We start from the raw sequence: 17,181 nt of genomic DNA, 5'->3' as shown, positions 1-17,181 counted from the left end.
CGGCATCCTCCCCGCCGCCCGCTTTTGCGGCGGGGAGATATAGCTGACAGCAGGACCAAGCCGCCGCAAGAGCACCATGGGTCACCTGCTCCTAAAAAATAAATGTAGGGGTTCCGGTTCTAAATTTCTTTTATTTATGCAAAAAATACGACACTGATATGGAGCCATAGTAGTAGCCCGTGATGACTATGTTGGATAGTTCCTTGCCCCTGTAGTTGAAACTGTAGGAAAGGTTCCAGTTATTGCGCCTGTATTTGATACCTGCTTCGGCATTAAAGCGGAAGGGTATGAGGCCAAAAGTCACCGGGCTTGTTTCATTAAAAAGGCTGCCCTGTATGGTAGCATCATATGCCTGGTAGTTGACCATCGGCCAGAAGTACAGGTAAAACTCCCTGCGGCCTTTGTATTTTGCAGGGTCTTTGTCCAGGGCAGCACCATACAGGCTGGAGTCATACACCGGCAGTAGGATATCTTTAAGGCTTACTCGGGCAAGCGCCCCTACCGAAACGCCCGTCCATATCGTCCCTGCCTCCAGGCCGGCAGTAATGTGCACATCGGTTTTTTGGTAAAAGCGTGTTTTAAGAATCTTTTTGCTGTAGAACATACCCGCCTGCAGGGCGGGATTGGTTTTTATCTGATATTCCCACCCCCTTACCCGCTTATAGCCCAAGAGGTAATGCAGGCCCTTCTGCACGGCTTCCGCCTGCGACTCCGGCCCTACAACCCCTATCTGAAAATTCACCTTCAGCACATCTTCGCTGAGGAAGAACTTATTGATGCCTGCTTCCGCAAAAAGATAGCCGGCAAAAGGGCGGTCATGGTAGTTGATGTCTTTAGGCTGCGATGTTTGCGGGTTATAGATGTACTGCCCTATCCTGAACTCGGTTATGCGCTTAGCCAGCTTCGGGTTGGAATGGGTGCCGAGGTAGCGGTAAAAAACCTCAAGGCCAGCGGTATAATACTGGTCGTTTTCCCAGGAAGTATACAGGTCATTATCGGTTATGACACCTATTTCAGAGGGCCTTTGCGCGGCAGCAAAATTGTAAGTCAGCAGCGTTGCTATAAGTAGTAGCCTTGCCATCAGTACTCGAGCTTTACGTACCGCATCAGCCTTACAATCTTGTTTTTCTTCCGCTGGATATAAGGCGAAGAATTAACGGCTTTATAGCGGATGGGGTTGGGTAAAATAGCGGCAATGCCGGCAGCCTGTTGCTTAGTAAGGGAAGAAGCGCTTTTTTTGTACCAATGCTGCGCGGCGGCCTGCGCCCCGTACACACCCTTACCCATTTCTATACTGTTAAGGTATACTTCCATAATGCGCTCCTTGCTCCAGAGCATTTCTATCAAAAAAGTAAAATAAGCCTCTAATGCCTTGCGCACATAGCTCCTGCCCTGCCATAAAAAAACATTTTTAGCTGTTTGCTGCGATATGGTACTGCCCCCTTTAATCTTTCGCCCTTTTTTGTTGTTCTTATAAGCTTTGTACATCGCATCAAAATCGAAACCGTGATGGGAAAGGAAAGTAGCATCTTCGCTGGCAATAACCGCTTTTTGGAGGTTGGGTGAAATGTCCTCAAGCGGTACCCAGTCGTGACTGAGGCCCACTTTTTCTTCATCCCAATATTCAAAATAGCGCGAAACCATAAGGGGTGTTATCGGCACCGGCACCCAGCGGAACAGCAGTACCGAAAACACGGAAAGCACTATGAACCAAAGGATGATTTTTAAGAAAAAACGGGTGATTTTCCGGAACATACCTGCCTGATTATTGCCTGCAAAATTAATAATAATTTCTACTTGATTTGTTTTAAACCAGCCCTGCCAGTTCCGCGCCTACAATGCTGCCAATGGCTACGCCCATGCCACCCAGGCGCACACCACAATAAACATGCTCTGAAAGCTGCTGTACCACAGGCATTTTGTGGCTGCCCATACCCATAATACCGCTCCAGCGATGTGCAATGGTAAATTCGGTATCGGGTAGTATAATTTCCCTGAGCACCTGTTCAAGGCGGCCCTGTATTCTATCTGTAGTACCGAAAGCAGTAGTGGTTTCACCCTCAAAATCAAGGTTGCGGGCACCGCCCAGCAGTATCCTGTTGTCAATATTCCGGAAATAATAATAACCCCTGTCAATATGGAAAGTCCCTTTAATATCAAGCCCTGCTATCGGCTCTGTTATAAGTACCTGTGCCCTGGCAGGCATTACGGCGCCGTTGGTAATTGAAGTGGCAAAGCCGTTGGTAGCGAACAGCAGTTTTTTTGCTGAAAAGCTGAAATCACCGAGGCTTACCTGCACACAATCCTGCATTTCATGATACGCTGTAACAGTTTGCCCGTTAAGCACCAGTATATCATGTTTTAACGCCTCTTTCAGCAGCGCCTGCATCATGCTGCCGGTATCAATCTGCGCCTCAAATGGATTAAAGATAAGATATTCGTGTATGCCTTTAAAACCAAACCTGTCCACTTCCCGGGCAAATACATCGGTTTTAAAAAGCGGTTTCAGCAATTCGTTCACAAAAGGCATTCGGCGCAGGCACTCTTCATAGCCGGCAGTGTCTTCTTTTAAAAAAAGCTCATAGCCGCCGTAAGGCTTCAGGTCAATGGCAGCATCACCCAGCCTGCGCCTAAGCAGCTGCAGGCCCTCCCAGCGTTTACGGATAAGCGCGATTACCTCTTCTTCGGTATGGTTATTTAGGTCGTCAATAATTTCTGATAGGCTCCCGAAACAGGCAAAACCGGCATTTTTTGTACTGGCGCCCTGTGGCAAAGGCCCCCTTTCCAGCACCAGTATCCTGCTTTCGGGGAAACGTTCCCTGAGGCGCAGTGCCGCGTGCAGCCCCACTATACCGCTACCAACAACTGCAAAATCTATGTTGGTAAACCAGCTTTTTATTTCCCAATAGCCCAGGTTCATCCCGGCAGATTATTGTCCTGTCCGTCTTCAAGCTCCTCCACAGCTTCCTGCTCGGTAACTTTTTTGCCTTTAATAGCATTAAGCAATACCGGTATCGTAGTGATGGCAACAATACCCAGCACAATAAATTCTATGTATGCCTTAAGGTCTATATTAAGCTTCTGAAGAAAAAACTCGTAGAGGTAATGTCCTGCAAAAATAAGCGTGAATGCCCACATAAAGGAACTTAACACATTAAAGAACATGAACCTCTTCCTGTCCATTTTTACAATTCCTGCAATAATAGGGGCGAAAGTGCGCACAACAGGTATAAACCGTGCAAATATGATGGCGCGCCCACCGTGCTTTTCAAAAAATTCGTGCGACTGTATAAGGTATTTCTTTTTGAACCAGAAGGAATCTTCGCGGGTATAGAGGTACGTGCCGCTTTTTAAACCAAACCAGTAGCCAAATGAATTGCCCACGATACCTGCTGCGGCTACCAGCATGGAAAGTAGGGTTACATTCATAAAATCACTTTCAAGCGGCATAACAGTTGACATAAGTTCACCGCTGTAAATGCCGGCAAGGAACAAAAGGCTGTCGCCCGGAAGGAAGAACCCCGCAAACAGGCCGGTTTCGGCAAATACAATGAAAAGTACCACGTATAGGCCAATAGGTACGCCGCCTATTTCGAGGGTAATATAAAATTCAGGGTTTAGTAATTGTGTCCAGTGGAAACTGTCCATATAATTTAATTTTGATTGATTAATTCTCAGTGTTTCTTTCCCATTTATCTACCGCTGTTGTGGCCAGTGCATTGCCCAGCACATTGGTTGCACTGCGGAACATATCGCAAAAGTGGTCAATAGGCAGTATCAGCGCAATGCCTTCGGGCGGTATGCCGAACATGGCACATGTGGCCACCACCACTATGAGCGATGCCCTGGGTACGCCCGCAACACCTTTGCTGGTAAGCATAAGCACCAGGAGCATAAGTATCTGTTTTTCCAGCGGCATATCAATATTGTAAACCTGTGCTATAAAAAGGCTGGCAAAGGTCATATACATCATACTGCCGTCAAGGTTAAAAGAGTAGCCCAGGGGCAGCGTGAAGGATACGATTTTAGGATCGGCGCCAAAACGCTCCAGCTCTTCGGTCAGCTTAGGGAAAACCGCTTCACTGCTGGTAGTTGAAAATGCTATGAGCAGCGGGCTGGCAAGCCTCTTAAGCAATGTCCAGAGCCTCTTGCCCAAAATGAGGTAACCTATAAAAAGCAAAATTGCCCAGAGCAGGAGTATCCCTAAAAGGAAGGCACCGAAGTAACTGATGTAAACGCCCAGTATGCCAAGCCCCCATATGGCAATGGCTGCAGCTACAGCGCCTAATACGCCAAACGGCGCTACCCACATGATATAGCCGACTATTTTAAGTACTACGTGTGACACGGTATCAAGCGCCCTGATGATTGGTTTTGAGTAATCGCCCATAGAGGCCAGTGCGATACCAAACATTATAGAAAAAATTACTATCTGCAGTATCTCATTAGTAGCCATAGCTTCAAACAGGCTTTTAGGCACCACATGGGTCACAAACTGCTCTAATGAAAAATCGCCTGTTTTTTCAACCAGTTCTTTTGCGGAATCTTCATTGGCAAGGCTCCTGTCGATACCATCACCGGGCCGCAGCCAGTTAACCAGGAGCATACCCAGCAGCAGCGACATAAGTGATGCGGTGACGAACCAGCCAAGGGCTTTACCTCCCACGCGGCCTACCATCCTCATGTCACCCATTTTTGCAATACCCACCACCAGTGTAGAAAAAACCAGTGGCGCGATGATCATCTGGATGAGGCGTATGAATATAGTACCCAGCAGCTTTATTTTTTTTGCAAATGCTGCCGCGTCTGCCGGCAGGTAGTTGGTGTTAACGTACCACCCCAGAAGCACGCCAAGTACAAGGCCCCCGATAATGGCTATAAAAAGTTTAGTATTGCTCTTCACATGCTTGGTTTTAAGTCCGTGAAATTAACCCTTTTTTTTTAAAGCAGCCCCAGCTGCTGCGAATTAATAGCTGTAGTTATAACATATTCAATTATCAATTTTCTAAATAAAAAAGTTTATTCATGCCAATTGTAATGTTTATTTTATAAAATTTTTATAAAAAAATAAACTTAAGTAATTTACATTGCGTTTAACGCAACTGCCAAATTACTATGGGATCAGAAGTGCTCACATTCGTATTAACCTCAGAAAAAAACATTTTCAGAATTTCCCATAGCCAGATTGCGGAATTTCGCCGGCCGCATAGCAATTATTTTAGGTATAAAGTTGTACAACTTATCAAAGCAACGTCTCCCCCTGCTGCTCATAAAAAGCATCTACATGCAAATCAGGCATAGTTGAAGCCATTACGGCCAGCTGGTCGCAACGCTCGTTCTGGGGGTGGCTGTTGTGGCCTTTTATCCATTTAAAGTCAACCTTGTGCCTGCGGTAAATTTTCAGGAAACGCACCCACAGGTCAGGGTTCTTTTTACCTGCAAAGCCTTTTTTTTCCCAGCCGAACACCCATCCTTTGGTAACAGAGTCAACCACATACTTAGAATCCGACACAACAAGTACAGTAGTATTTGGTTTAGTGAGCTTTTCCAGGCCTACAATTACTGCCAGCAGTTCCATGCGGTTATTGGTAGTAAGGCGGAAACCTTCGTAAAACTCCTTACGATAGCCGGTGCCTGCCTGCTCCAGTATCACGCCATAGCCACCCGGACCGGGGTTTCCCTTAGCCGCGCCATCGGTATATAAGTGGACTGTGTGCATTGTTAGATTCTTAGAATTTTAGATTGTTTGATTATTGGACTTGGAGAGTATCAGACTTTTAGATTTTAGGACACAAAACCTGCTAATTATTTAAACTGTCTTGCAGTCGAACAGTCTGAAAATCTAAAAATCCTCTTTAAGCAACTTTTCAATCACCTCAGAAAAATACCGGTGTTCCAGCTCCAGCACACGGGCCGCTACTTCTTCCGGCGTGGCACAATCATCAACCGCTACGGCTTGCTGGAATATGATATTACCCTCATCATAATTAGCATTTACATAATGGATAGTTATGCCGCTTTCGGCCTCTTTATTTTCATGTACCGCACGGTGTACATTAATCCCGTACATGCCTTTTCCGCCATATTTAGGCAGCAGCGCAGGATGTATATTAACTATTTTTTCAGGGTAGGCCGCTATTATATCAGACGGGAACTTCCACAGGAAGCCCGCCAGCACTATCAGGTGTGGGTTAAATTCCCTTACCTGCTCCAGCACCCTGCCGCTGTTAAGGTCATCGCGGGTAAAAACAACGGCAGGCACATGGTAAGCCTGCGCTTTTTCAATAACGCCGGCCATAGCATTGTTGGTGAAAACTGCTGCCACTCCTGCCCCGGGATTATTTTTAAAATGATTCATTATCCGCTGCGCATTGGAGCCGCTGCCTGATGCAAAAAGTATAATATTTTTCATCTTTACCCCCTTGTTTTCAGTACTGCAAAAAAAAGAATAATAATCGGCTGTTTAATATTTTTATAAAATTAATTTTTTAATTTAGTGCACACATTTTTTGGGTAAAACTCGGTTTTAAAATAAAGTTTTTTATTTTTGCCGTCAATTTAAATTCTAAAATTAAAGATTATGTCAGACATTGCATCAAGAGTAAAAGCTATTATCGTAGACAAATTAGGTGTTGACGAGAACGAGGTTGTAACAGAGGCAAGCTTCACTAACGATTTGGGAGCTGATTCACTAGACACTGTTGAGCTTATCATGGAGTTTGAAAAAGAATTTGATATTCAGATCCCGGATGATCAGGCTGAAAACATATCTACTGTAGGCCAGGCTATCTCTTACATTGAAGAAGCAAAAAAATAATAAATAATATGACATCCATGTAAGCAATGCATGGATGTTATTATTTATTGCCATCAGATAATGGCTTTGAACAAATGAACGGCTTTAAGGATTTTATAAAATCATTCATACAATATTATATGCCCATGTTTTCTTACGCTACAATACAAGAGACACATGGGTTTTTTTCTATAAACTGAAACTATAAAAGGAATTTATGAAATTAAGAAGAGTTGTAGTAACCGGATTAGGCGCACTTACCCCGATTGGCAATACTGTTGAGGAATACTGGAACGGGCTTGTTAACGGTGTCAGCGGTGCAGCCCCTATCACCTACTTTGATACGACTAACTTCAAAACAAAATTTGCCTGCGAAGTAAAGAATTTCAATGTTGAAGATTTTATAGACAGAAAAGAAGCCAGGAAAATGGACCGCTACGCGCAGTATGCCCTGGTTTCTACAGAAGAGGCCGTAAAAGACGCCTTGTTTGATTTTGACAAGCTTGACAAAGATAAAGTTGGCGTTATATGGGGATCCGGTATTGGCGGGCTTGAAACTTTCCAGGAAGAAGTTATGAACTTTGCCTCCGGTAACGGGACACCAAAGTTCAACCCGTTCTTCATCCCGAAAATGATTGCTGATATTGCCGGGGGCCACATATCCATAAAATACGGCTTCAGGGGGCCAAACTTTACAACGGTTTCCGCCTGCGCCTCATCTACGAATGCCCTTATTGACGCCTTTAACTATATACGCCTTGGGCATGCCGATGTTATGGTAACTGGCGGCAGCGAGGCTGCTGTAACTATTGCCGGTATGGGTGGCTTTAACGCCATGCACGCCCTTTCCACCCGCAACGACGACCCTAAAACCGCATCGCGCCCTATGGACAAGAACCGTGAAGGTTTTGTGCTTGGCGAAGGGGCGGGCGCTATTATACTGGAAGAATATGAGCATGCGGTAGCGCGTGGCGCCAAAATATACTGCGAAATAGGCGGCGGCGGCATGAGCGCTGATGCCCACCACATAACTGCACCACACCCGGAAGGCCTTGGCGCCAGGAATGTAATGCTGAACTGCCTTAGGGATGCGGGCCTTACACCACAGGATGTTGACGGCGTTAACATGCACGGTACATCAACACCGCTGGGCGACATTGCCGAATCTAAAGCAATCCTTGAAGTGTTTGGAGAACATGCCTACACGCTGAACCTGAACTCTACAAAATCAATGACAGGGCACCTGCTTGGGGCTGCCGGAGCCATTGAGGCCATAGCATCCATACTTTCAATAAAGCATGGTATAGTGCCGCCTACCATCAATCACTTTACAGATGATGAAAACATAGACCCTAAGCTTAATTTTACCTTCAATAAAGCCCAGAAAAGGGATATGAAGGTAGTGATGAGCAACACCTTTGGGTTTGGCGGCCATAATGCATGCGTGCTTGTAAAGAAACTCGAAATATAATATCTTGTTATGGGTATTATAAAAAAAATATTTACAAAATCCCGTTCTCCTGAAGACGGGATTTTTTTTACTCAGATGCAGAAGATACTGGGCTTCAAGCCTATGGAGCTCGACCATTACCGCCGGGCGTTTACCCACCGCTCGAGCAACAAGACAGATGATAAAGGCCACCCTGTAAACTATGAGCGTCTCGAGTTTTTGGGGGATGCCATGCTGGGCTCGGTTATAGCGGCGCACCTGTTTAACGAAGTTCCGGCAGGGGATGAAGGCTACCTTACCAAAATGCGCTCAAAGATTGTGAGCCGAGAGCACCTCAATGAGCTGGGCCGCGACCTTAACCTGATCAAATGGGTGGAAAGCAAGGTGTCGGCACAGCATTTCGGGGAAAACATCCACGGCAACCTTTTTGAGGCGCTTATAGGTGCCATATACCTTGACAGGGGTTTTACTTACTGCGAAAAATTCATTAACAAGAAGGTGATCATACCTTACGTGGATATAGCCAAGCTTGAAGGAAAGGTTATCAGCTATAAGAGCCTGCTGATTGAATGGTGCCAAAAAGAAAAAAAACCTTTTAGCTATGAAGTGTATGAAGATAACGGCATGGAAGGCCAGAAATATTTTGGTGTCAGGCTGAGGATTGATGGTAAAATAGTGGCCAAGGCAAGGGCTACTTCCAAAAAGAAGGCCGAAGAAAAAGCTTCGCAAAGGGCTTATTTTGCTTTTCAGGAAAAAATTAACAAAAAATAAATCAACTTCTCAGCAACTAAAACGTTTTCGCTGATAATTTAGTGTAAACTTAATTTTGTGGCTGTTTTTATATAGGTTATATGTAGTATATTTACGGCTTATTTGCTTAACAATGGCTGTCCATAAGTTAATGATAGACGAATTTGTAACAATCGATTTTAAATTGATTGCAATACACTCATCGCTTGATGATTACCGTCTGGCCTATTTCATAAACCGCGAACTGGAGATACTTCTGGAAAAGCACGATGAAAGTATTGGCGTTAAGGCCAGGGGAGGCGAAGGATGGCTTTCCCGCTTCAGTTTTGAAGATTCTGCCAGCGATACCCTGTGGACATTCATCCAGAACAAAAACAAGGCAGAAATCCTTCAAAAAAACGATACAGGTTCTTTATTTGGCAGTACTGCCTACACCGCTACCACAAACGTGTACCTGCTGCCCGAAATGAAAAAAGTGGATTATATACTTAAAATAGATAACCCGGCCGTGGACCCGCAACAGCTTGTAGACCGACTGCTGGGTATAAAGCACATAACCACAGCGTATGCTGTTGACCATCATAAACTTAAATCAAAAAACAATTTAATTTTTTAACAGAATGCCAACAAGAAAGAAAACTAAAATTGTAGCCACACTAGGCCCCGCCTGTAGCACAAGGGAAGTAATAAAAGATATGATTGATGCAGGTGTAAACGTGTTCCGTATTAATTTTTCGCATGCTGATTATACCGATGTTAAAGAAAGGATAGATATCATAAGGGGGCTTAATGAGGAGTTCGGCTATAACACATCCATACTGGCCGACCTGCAGGGCCCCAAGCTTAGGGTAGGGGTCATGAAAGAAGATGTTGTCGTTAACCGCGGTGACATGATTACGTTTACCACGGCAGAAGATATACCGGGTACAGCCGAAAAGGTTTACATGAACTACAAAGAGTTCCCAAACGATGTTAACCCCGGCGAGAGGATACTCCTGGATGATGGCAAACTAATTTTTGAAGTGCTTGAAACCAACAGGCGCGATGAGGTAAAAGCCATAGTGATACAGGGAGGCCCATTAAAATCTAAAAAAGGGGTTAACCTTCCCAATACAAAGGTTTCACTGCCGGCCCTTACACAAAAAGACATTAAGGATGCCATTTTTGCCATTAAGGAAGAAGTAGACTGGATTGCGCTCTCGTTCGTAAGGACACCGAAAGACCTGGAGGACCTGCAGGACCTTATAGCACAGCATTCCGACCATAAAATACCAATAATAGCCAAAATAGAAAAACCTGAGGCTGTTGAGAACATTGATAAAATTGTTGCTTTTTGTGACGGGCTTATGGTAGCGCGGGGCGACCTGGGTGTGGAAGTGCCTGCACAGGAAGTGCCCCTCATCCAGAAAAAGCTGGTAAACCGTGCCAAAACCGCCCGTATACCTGTTATAATTGCCACGCAGATGATGGAAACCATGATCACCAGCCTTACCCCGACTAGGGCGGAGGTGAATGACGTAGCCAACTCGGTAATGGACGGGGCAGATGCAGTTATGCTGTCAGGAGAGACCTCAGTAGGGAACTACCCGGTGCAGGTTATTGAAAAAATGACACAGATAATTGAGGCAGTTGAAGATTCGCCGCTGATTACCGTGCCGCAAAATACGCCGCAGGTACGCACTAAGCGCTTCATTACTAAATCCATTTGCTACCACGCCACACAAATGGCTAATGTGATTAAGGCCAAGGCCATAACTACCCTTACCAACAGTGGCTACACCGCCTTCCAGATTTCGGCATGGAGGCCAAACGCCCATATACTGGTGTTTACGTCAAACAGGAAGATCCTTACGCAAATGAACCTGCTGTGGGGGGTAAGTTCATTTTACTACGACAAGTTCCTCAGCACAGATGAAACCGTTGATGACATTAATGAAGCCGCCAAAGAAATGGGCTATGTGGAAAAAGGTGACATGGTTATAAACCTTGCCGCGATGCCTGTTATCGAAAAAGGGATGGTTAATACCCTGAGGGTTTCTGAAATAGTATAAATATAACTATCGTTTTCATATATTTGAGCAAACCAAATCTGTACTATGAATCTAAAATCAAACAACCCGTTTTTAAGTAATAAAGCCTTTACTAAAACCACTACCGCACAGGATGCCGATGGCAACCACGTAAACATTATAGATTATAACAACACTATGACTGTGCGTAGTACCATGGACAAGTGCCTTGCGCTTTTCTTTTTGCTATTAACCAGTGCATTCACAACAGTTTATTTTCTGCTTACGCAGGATTTAAATATATATGCTGTTACTATCAGCGGCGGGCTTTCAGCGCTAGTATTAAGTATTATAGCAGGCTTTAAGCCTCAATATTCTGCAATCATTGCGCCGGTTTTTTCTTTGCTTGAAGGAGTTTTTATAGGAGGTATTTCTTTAAAGATGGAATATATGTACCCGGGTATTGTACTACAGGCAGTTGGTGCAACCCTTGTTACCTTCATTGTTTGTTTTGCACTTTACCGCTTTAAGGTAGTAAAGGTTACCGAACAATTAAAATCTGTAATTATAGCTGCTACGATGGCGGTTTTTACATACTACTTAATCTCTATGGGATTTAGTTTCTTAGGAGGTATAAAGCTTTTTCATCATGGCAATTCGTTAATAAGCATAGGCTTTAGCATATTTGTAATAATACTGGCCGCGCTTAACCTGTTCCTTGATTTTGATTTCATTGAGCAGGGCGCACAGCGCAGGCTGCCGAAGTACATGGAATGGTTTGGTGCTATGGGGCTGATAATTACACTTGTCTGGCTTTATGTAGAATTCCTCAGGCTGCTGTCGAAGCTGTCGAGCAGGGATTAAAAAAGATACCTGTAAAAAGCCGCCCATCAGGTGGCTTTTTTGTTTATTTTTGCAGCCATGTAATTGGTGCCGGGTAAATTAGTTACCTTTACGTGTACTACCCGCGTGAGGGATAGCAGCAGGGTGCCGTGCACCGCGTATAGCCCGGTGCAGCGCACACGCCCAAAATTGATATTAGACGAAGATGAAGCATATTAGGAATTTTTGCATTATTGCCCACATTGACCACGGTAAAAGTACCCTGGCCGACAGGCTGCTTGATGCCACACAAACCGTAACTGCCCGCGAACAGCAGGCACAGCTGCTGGACAACATGGACCTGGAGCGCGAGCGCGGCATTACCATAAAAAGCCACGCCATACAGATGGAATATACCTACAAGGGCGAACAATATATACTGAACCTTATTGACACTCCCGGGCACGTGGATTTTTCGTATGAGGTGTCGCGGTCTATAGCGGCCTGCGAAGGTGCATTGCTTATTGTAGATGCTGCACAGAGCATACAGGCGCAAACCATAAGCAACCTGTACCTGGCGCTGGAGAACGACCTGGAAATTATCCCGGTACTGAACAAAGTTGACCTGCCCAGTGCCAAGCCTGAAGAGGTGAGCGATGATATTGTGGACCTTTTGGGCTGCAAACTGGAGGAGATAATCCCGGCGAGCGGTAAAACCGGTTTTGGGGTAGATAAGATACTCGAAGCCATTATAGAGCGCATCCCGCCGCCTAAGGGAAGCCCTGAAGAGCCGCTGCAGGCACTTATATTCGACTCGGTGTATAACCCGTTCCGTGGAATAGAGGTTATTTTCCGGGTAGTGAACGGCTCCATAAGCAAAGGCCAGAAGATTAAGTTTATGGCTACGTGCAAGGAATATTTTGCCGATGAGATAGGCACGCTGAAACTGAACCAGGTGCCCAAGCAAACCATAGGCACGGGTGATGTAGGTTACCTTATTTCGGGTATTAAGGAAGCGCGTGAGGTAAAAGTGGGCGACACTATTACCGATGCCAAAACGCCTACTACCAATATGATTGAAGGCTTTGAGAACGTTAAGCCGATGGTATTTGCGGGTATTTACCCGGTAGATACCGAAGACTACGAAGAACTGCGCAACAGTATGGAAAAGCTGCAGCTGAACGACGCCTCGCTGGTGTTTACAGCCGAAAGCTCGGCGGCACTGGGCTTTGGTTTCCGCTGCGGGTTCCTGGGCATGCTGCACATGGAGATCATACAGGAGCGCCTGGAACGCGAGTTCAACATGACGGTTATTACTACCGTTCCTAACGTATCGTACTACGCCTACACGAAAAAAGACCCCGAAGCACAATTAATTGTAAACAACCCGAGCGACCTGCCCGAGCCAAGCAAGCTTGATCGTGTAGAGGAGCCGTACATAAAGGCTACAATAATAACCAAAAGTGAGTTTGTAGGCCAGGTAATGAGCCTGTGTATTGATAAGCGCGGCATTATTACCAACCAGAGCTACCTGACTACCGAGCGTGTGGAGCTGACCTTCGACATGCCGCTGGCCGAAATTGTATTCGATTTTTATGACAGGCTGAAAACGGTGAGTAAAGGCTACGCCTCGTTTGACTACCACCCTATAGGCATGCGTAAATCAAAACTGGTGCGCCTTGACGTGCTGCTGAACGGCAACAACGTTGATGCCCTGAGCGCCCTGATACACGAGGACAACGCCTACAACATTGGCAAGAAGATGTGCGAGAAGCTGAAAGAACTTATACCGCGCCAGCAGTTTGATATACCGATACAGGCGGCCATAGGCGCCAAAATTATTGCACGCGAAACCATTAAGGCCCTGCGTAAGGACGTTACGGCCAAGTGTTACGGTGGTGACATATCGCGGAAGCGGAAGCTGCTTGAAAAGCAGAAAGCGGGTAAAAAGCGTATGCGCCAGGTGGGCAATGTAGAGATACCGCAGCAGGCCTTTATGGCGGTGCTGAAGCTGAATGACTAAGCCCCCTAACCCCCGAAGGGGGAACGAGTAAGATAATAGATGATAGATAATAGACCCGTTGCAGTGATGTGACGGGTTTTTATTTATATAAATAGCATGCATAAATTATAAATTTAAAGCCCTAACTATTTCACTAAAAGATGATATCCCATTTATATCATCTGTGTCTAACCAATCAATTCCATTACCTGGAACATAATGTATAATTCCCGTTCTCAAGTTATACTGCTCATTAACTTTCCACAAATTTATATACCAATCCATTGGAAGCTTCTTTAAACGAATGATTTCCTGAAAATCATTCGAAAGCTTACTATAGGAAAGTCCTTTCTTAATTAATAAAAGTAATCCTATTAATAGTTTTAGCAACTTGTAAGTATCCTACTAATTGAGAATAGTCCTTTAAGCTTAATTGACTAAGATATTTAGCTTCTATAAGAATTAAACGTGTTTCATTTGCTGCATTAACTATTGCAAACACAATATCAACTTTAAGTTTAGGAACATATGCCCCTTGCTCTTTAATTACAGTTCCAGATAATAACTCAAGCTCTGAAATTATTGCATCTAATGTTTTATTTATAGAAAAATAAATTTTGAAGTCATTAGGCAAATATGACTGTAAATATGTCGAGAATTTTTCTGAAAATTCTTGGTAATAGCTAACTTCATTCATATTACTTAATTCTTATGGAGTAATTATCAACCTCTGTATATTTATCAATAAGTTCTTGATTAAGTTTATCATTTACAGAGGAACATAAGAAAGCTCTTTCCGTTGTTTCAGTAGTAATTAACAAAGGTCCAACTAACCCTTCCCCTATTGAAGTAACTTTTACAACTTTAGTTAAATGTAAATCAAGAATAGCCTGCATTGAGCCGCTATGTCGTTTACCCTTTAAAGTCTCAGCAAAAATATATGCAAGTCCTTGCCGTATGCCACTATAGTTTTTAAAAGCATCGTTAGTAATTAACTCATTAACTGTAATGTTTTTTGTAAAAAGGTCAGATTTAGGGAAATATTTTTCTTTAATATTGTTTAGGCCTTCTAATAAATTTATTGATAAACCCTTTGATAATTTTGGAAAAAAATTAATCAATGTATGCCTTCGCAATATTAATTCCTCAATTTCTTTGACTGGAGCATGCGGACATCCAAGAACGGCACAGAAATGGTGATAATGAAAAAAAATTTTATTTCTTACCTCTTCTGGAAGTTCACGTGAATTTTGATCAGCATGTATCGTTATTGAGCTCGGCTGACGAAGCTTCCTCAAGTGGCAAGGAACTTGTTCCTCCTTGTTTTGTTTTTTTTCAATATAAATTACATCATGGGATTTAGCTTGAAGAGCAAAAGAGTAGTTGGCCAAAAATGACTTAACCAAGAAGCGTATTTTGAAGCCTTTTTTCCAACCATTATAATTGGGATCAGATGCCGCATGTTGATTTGGATGATTATATAAAATTTGATCTGTAACAGAACCTAAATCTGTAAGCCAAGAACAAAGTTGCAGTACGAAGAGAAAATTTCTAGTGCTTCCGGGTATTTCGACAGATACAACCGGAGCATTGCCAGTAAATCGTCTATGAGACAAAGTTACACTAGCGCGAGTATCAAAAATTCCCGATAAAAAACTTTCAACATTGATTCCTTTCAACTTTAGTTTTATTTCTGTTAAATCTGTCTTCGATAGTATAAAGCCTTCGGTAGGAAGTCCAAAAAATTTAAGATCATCTAATAATACAGATATATTAGAATTTTTGATTGGCTTTATTAGCCACTTTCCATTTCCAATTTCATATGTCACATTAAACTTATAGGTAAAATGAAAATATTCGCAAATTTTTGTAAGGATATCAACAGCAATAGTATTCATTCGAGTGGGTTCCATTCCCCACTTCTTAAAAGGAAGATCAATTAAAAAAGTATCTTTGTCAATCTTGCCGCCACCGACAAGAAGACCCAATAAATATACTTTAATATGATTTACATCACTCATTTTCCAAATGCTTAGTCAAAGCTTGAGCAATTACCCATGCAAATACCGGAGGTACAGCATTACCAATGACTTTATATGCATGAGCAATACTCTTATAAGGAAATTGAAAATCATCAGGAAATGATTGAATTCTTGCAATTTCTCTAATTGTAAAGCGTCTGTTCTCAAAAGGATGTGTTATTCCACAATTTTCAGGTTGGGCAGAAGCGGTAATGGTCCCATTTATCTCTCCTAAAGCAAATCTTCTGTAAAAATTTGGAGCATGGTATTTTTTAGGATTATCCCAAATCTTCCTAAACCTTTCAGACATATCGTCTGGATTCATACTTTTCCATGATTTTCCTTTTGATATAGTAGGACTAATTTTAGATAATGGAGTTTTAGCCTTAAATTTTTCTAACGCATCTTTTCCATCAATACATGGCCCAATCTTGTCAACCATATATTGACCTCCAGGGGAATATTTCCAATAATCATTTGACTGTGGTGCATTAATTGGAATATCACAAATAGCTGAACCTAAATATAATTCATAAGGATTTGAAGTTTCATTAGGTAAATTATAATTAGCTACAATATTGTCAAGTAAATTATAGTCAAAATAACCAAAATCTTCTCTTATACCTACAATAATTAAACGATGTCTATTCGACGGTACACCATAATTACTTGTTTTAAGAAGCTTATATGATGTTTTAAAGCCTAGTTTCTCAGTCCTTTTTACAATTTCATCAGGAATAGATGTCCCGTCAGCCATTTTTGAAGACATTATACCTTTAACATTTTCAAAAATAAACGCTTTCGGTTTATGATCACTTTGTACAGCATGGAGTAAAATTTTTTCACATTCTTCAAATAAACTTCCTCGCTCATCATTTATACCCTTACGAAGTCCTGCATTTGAAAAAGGTTGACAAGGAAATCCTGCTAATAAGACATCAAATTGGGGAATTAAATTAACGTCAATATTTTTAATATCGTTACAACTAAGTTTATGATTAAAGAACTCGTAGTTTGAATTATAAACATATTCCGCTGCAGGATCAATATCGTTTGAAAAAACTATTTCAAATTTGTTTTTGTTATAATATCGTTCTTTAAATACAAAATTTCCGCAAAAACCTAAATCCAGTCCTCCGCACCCACTAAAAAGTGAAACCACTTTGTAGGTTTCTTGAATGGGTTGCACATCTCTTTTTGCTTCAAAATCCAGTGATATTTGTGGCTCTTCAATAAAGTTATTGATATCTGTATTCTCTTTGTACATGCACTAAATTATTAAACAAAAATCAATAGCGTCCTAAACAATAAAAAAAAGAATGGTTAGTTTT

17 protein-coding genes are annotated in these 17,181 nt (G+C 42.8%); 7 read left to right on the top strand and 10 right to left on the bottom strand.

All coding sequences use genetic code 11. The annotated features are described in order from the left end of the window. Positions 1-130: 130 nt before the first annotated feature. The 7 genes from CHU92_RS05565 to purN form a co-directional block, all read right to left on the bottom strand. On the bottom strand, positions 131-1,081 hold the full coding sequence (locus tag CHU92_RS05565) for a lipid A deacylase LpxR family protein (RefSeq protein ID WP_094413429.1): 951 nt from the start codon (positions 1,079-1,081) through the stop codon (positions 131-133). Next, positions 1,081-1,755, bottom strand: a complete 675-nt coding sequence (gene mtgA / locus CHU92_RS05560) for a monofunctional biosynthetic peptidoglycan transglycosylase (protein ID WP_094413427.1) — start codon at positions 1,753-1,755, stop codon at positions 1,081-1,083. The genes CHU92_RS05565 and mtgA overlap by 1 nt, the downstream gene beginning before the upstream one ends. 52 nt (positions 1,756-1,807) lie before the next feature. Continuing rightward, entirely contained in the window at positions 1,808-2,920 is a 1,113-nt protein-coding gene (locus CHU92_RS05555) for an NAD(P)/FAD-dependent oxidoreductase (protein WP_094413425.1), read from the bottom strand. Beyond that, a complete protein-coding gene (locus CHU92_RS05550; RefSeq protein WP_094413423.1) occupies positions 2,917-3,648 on the bottom strand; it encodes a DedA family protein in 732 nt (243 codons plus the stop codon). The genes CHU92_RS05555 and CHU92_RS05550 overlap by 4 nt, the downstream gene beginning before the upstream one ends. Positions 3,649-3,667: 19 nt before the next feature. Beyond that, complete coding sequence (locus tag CHU92_RS05545; protein ID WP_094413421.1) at positions 3,668-4,903, bottom strand: dicarboxylate/amino acid:cation symporter; 1,236 nt, start codon at positions 4,901-4,903, stop codon at positions 3,668-3,670. A 339-nt stretch (positions 4,904-5,242) separates the two neighbouring features. After that, a complete protein-coding gene (gene rnhA / locus CHU92_RS05540; protein WP_094413419.1) occupies positions 5,243-5,719 on the bottom strand; it encodes a ribonuclease HI in 477 nt (158 codons plus the stop codon). Between the two features lie 123 nt (positions 5,720-5,842). Next, positions 5,843-6,412, bottom strand: a complete 570-nt coding sequence (gene purN, locus CHU92_RS05535; protein ID WP_094413417.1) for a phosphoribosylglycinamide formyltransferase — start codon at positions 6,410-6,412, stop codon at positions 5,843-5,845. A gap of 168 nt (positions 6,413-6,580) precedes the next feature. Between purN and CHU92_RS05530 the strand changes: the two genes are divergently transcribed. The 7 genes from CHU92_RS05530 (at position 6,581) to lepA (ending at position 13,850) form a co-directional block, all read left to right on the top strand. Continuing rightward, on the top strand, positions 6,581-6,817 hold the full coding sequence (locus tag CHU92_RS05530) for an acyl carrier protein (RefSeq protein WP_019037482.1): 237 nt from the start codon (positions 6,581-6,583) through the stop codon (positions 6,815-6,817). Between the two features lie 196 nt (positions 6,818-7,013). Continuing rightward, a complete protein-coding gene (fabF, locus tag CHU92_RS05525) occupies positions 7,014-8,267 on the top strand; it encodes a beta-ketoacyl-ACP synthase II (protein ID WP_094413415.1) in 1,254 nt (417 codons plus the stop codon). Between the two features lie 9 nt (positions 8,268-8,276). Beyond that, on the top strand, positions 8,277-9,017 hold the full coding sequence (rnc, locus tag CHU92_RS05520) for a ribonuclease III (RefSeq protein WP_094413413.1): 741 nt from the start codon (positions 8,277-8,279) through the stop codon (positions 9,015-9,017). A 130-nt stretch (positions 9,018-9,147) separates the two neighbouring features. Beyond that, the gene (locus CHU92_RS05515) at positions 9,148-9,612 is read left to right on the top strand and encodes an IPExxxVDY family protein (protein ID WP_207759813.1); all 465 of its coding nucleotides are present in this window, start codon (positions 9,148-9,150) and stop codon (positions 9,610-9,612) included. Positions 9,613-9,616: 4 nt separating this feature from the next. Continuing rightward, the gene (gene pyk, locus CHU92_RS05510; protein WP_094413408.1) at positions 9,617-11,047 is read left to right on the top strand and encodes a pyruvate kinase; all 1,431 of its coding nucleotides are present in this window, start codon (positions 9,617-9,619) and stop codon (positions 11,045-11,047) included. Between the two features lie 45 nt (positions 11,048-11,092). After that, positions 11,093-11,869 carry a Bax inhibitor-1/YccA family protein gene (locus tag CHU92_RS05505; RefSeq protein WP_094413406.1) on the top strand — a complete coding sequence of 259 codons (777 nt, stop codon included), beginning with the start codon at positions 11,093-11,095 and terminating at the stop codon, positions 11,867-11,869. A gap of 184 nt (positions 11,870-12,053) precedes the next feature. Continuing rightward, complete coding sequence (lepA, locus tag CHU92_RS05500) at positions 12,054-13,850, top strand: translation elongation factor 4 (RefSeq protein WP_094413404.1); 1,797 nt, start codon at positions 12,054-12,056, stop codon at positions 13,848-13,850. 331 nt (positions 13,851-14,181) lie between these two features. Here the strand turns inward: lepA and CHU92_RS05495 are convergent, their stop codons facing one another. From CHU92_RS05495 to CHU92_RS05485, 3 genes are read right to left on the bottom strand one after another with little or no spacing between them, the layout of a single operon-like run. Continuing rightward, positions 14,182-14,526 carry a hypothetical protein gene (locus CHU92_RS05495; protein WP_094413402.1) on the bottom strand — a complete coding sequence of 115 codons (345 nt, stop codon included), beginning with the start codon at positions 14,524-14,526 and terminating at the stop codon, positions 14,182-14,184. A gap of 1 nt (position 14,527) precedes the next feature. After that, entirely contained in the window at positions 14,528-15,850 is a 1,323-nt protein-coding gene (locus CHU92_RS05490) for a hypothetical protein (RefSeq protein WP_094413400.1), read from the bottom strand. Beyond that, on the bottom strand, positions 15,843-17,117 hold the full coding sequence (locus tag CHU92_RS05485; RefSeq protein ID WP_094413398.1) for a DNA cytosine methyltransferase: 1,275 nt from the start codon (positions 17,115-17,117) through the stop codon (positions 15,843-15,845). Before CHU92_RS05485 ends, CHU92_RS05490 begins: the two co-directional genes overlap by 8 nt. Between the last annotated feature and the right edge of the window lie 64 nt (positions 17,118-17,181).

The sequence above is a fragment of the Flavobacterium cyanobacteriorum genome (assembly GCF_002251835.1).
In the GTDB taxonomy this organism is placed as follows: Bacteria; Bacteroidota; Bacteroidia; order Flavobacteriales; family Flavobacteriaceae; genus Flavobacterium; species Flavobacterium cyanobacteriorum.
The sequence above is the reverse complement of the archived record's forward strand: the minus strand, read 5'-3'. Positions and strand labels throughout refer to the sequence as shown.

Bases quoted from the DNA above. Each gene is read 5' to 3' on its own strand.
- CHU92_RS05485 (WP_094413398.1), bottom strand. From the start codon at position 17,117: ATGTACAAAGAGAATACAGATATCAATAACTTTATTGAAGAGCCACAA.
- CHU92_RS05490 (WP_094413400.1), bottom strand. From the start codon at position 15,850: ATGAGTGATGTAAATCATATTAAAGTATATTTATTGGGTCTTCTTGTC.
- CHU92_RS05515 (WP_207759813.1), top strand. From the start codon at position 9,148: ATGATAGACGAATTTGTAACAATCGATTTTAAATTGATTGCAATACAC.
- rnhA (WP_094413419.1), bottom strand. From the start codon at position 5,719: ATGCACACAGTCCACTTATATACCGATGGCGCGGCTAAGGGAAACCCC.
- lepA (WP_094413404.1), top strand. From the start codon at position 12,054: ATGAAGCATATTAGGAATTTTTGCATTATTGCCCACATTGACCACGGT.
- CHU92_RS05565 (WP_094413429.1), bottom strand. From the start codon at position 1,081: ATGGCAAGGCTACTACTTATAGCAACGCTGCTGACTTACAATTTTGCT.
- purN (WP_094413417.1), bottom strand. From the start codon at position 6,412: ATGAAAAATATTATACTTTTTGCATCAGGCAGCGGCTCCAATGCGCAG.
- CHU92_RS05550 (WP_094413423.1), bottom strand. From the start codon at position 3,648: ATGGACAGTTTCCACTGGACACAATTACTAAACCCTGAATTTTATATT.
- pyk (WP_094413408.1), top strand. From the start codon at position 9,617: ATGCCAACAAGAAAGAAAACTAAAATTGTAGCCACACTAGGCCCCGCC.
- rnc (WP_094413413.1), top strand. From the start codon at position 8,277: ATGGGTATTATAAAAAAAATATTTACAAAATCCCGTTCTCCTGAAGAC.
- CHU92_RS05495 (WP_094413402.1), bottom strand. From the start codon at position 14,526: ATGAATGAAGTTAGCTATTACCAAGAATTTTCAGAAAAATTCTCGACA.
- fabF (WP_094413415.1), top strand. From the start codon at position 7,014: ATGAAATTAAGAAGAGTTGTAGTAACCGGATTAGGCGCACTTACCCCG.
- CHU92_RS05530 (WP_019037482.1), top strand. From the start codon at position 6,581: ATGTCAGACATTGCATCAAGAGTAAAAGCTATTATCGTAGACAAATTA.
- mtgA (WP_094413427.1), bottom strand. From the start codon at position 1,755: ATGTTCCGGAAAATCACCCGTTTTTTCTTAAAAATCATCCTTTGGTTC.
- CHU92_RS05555 (WP_094413425.1), bottom strand. From the start codon at position 2,920: ATGAACCTGGGCTATTGGGAAATAAAAAGCTGGTTTACCAACATAGAT.
- CHU92_RS05505 (WP_094413406.1), top strand. From the start codon at position 11,093: ATGAATCTAAAATCAAACAACCCGTTTTTAAGTAATAAAGCCTTTACT.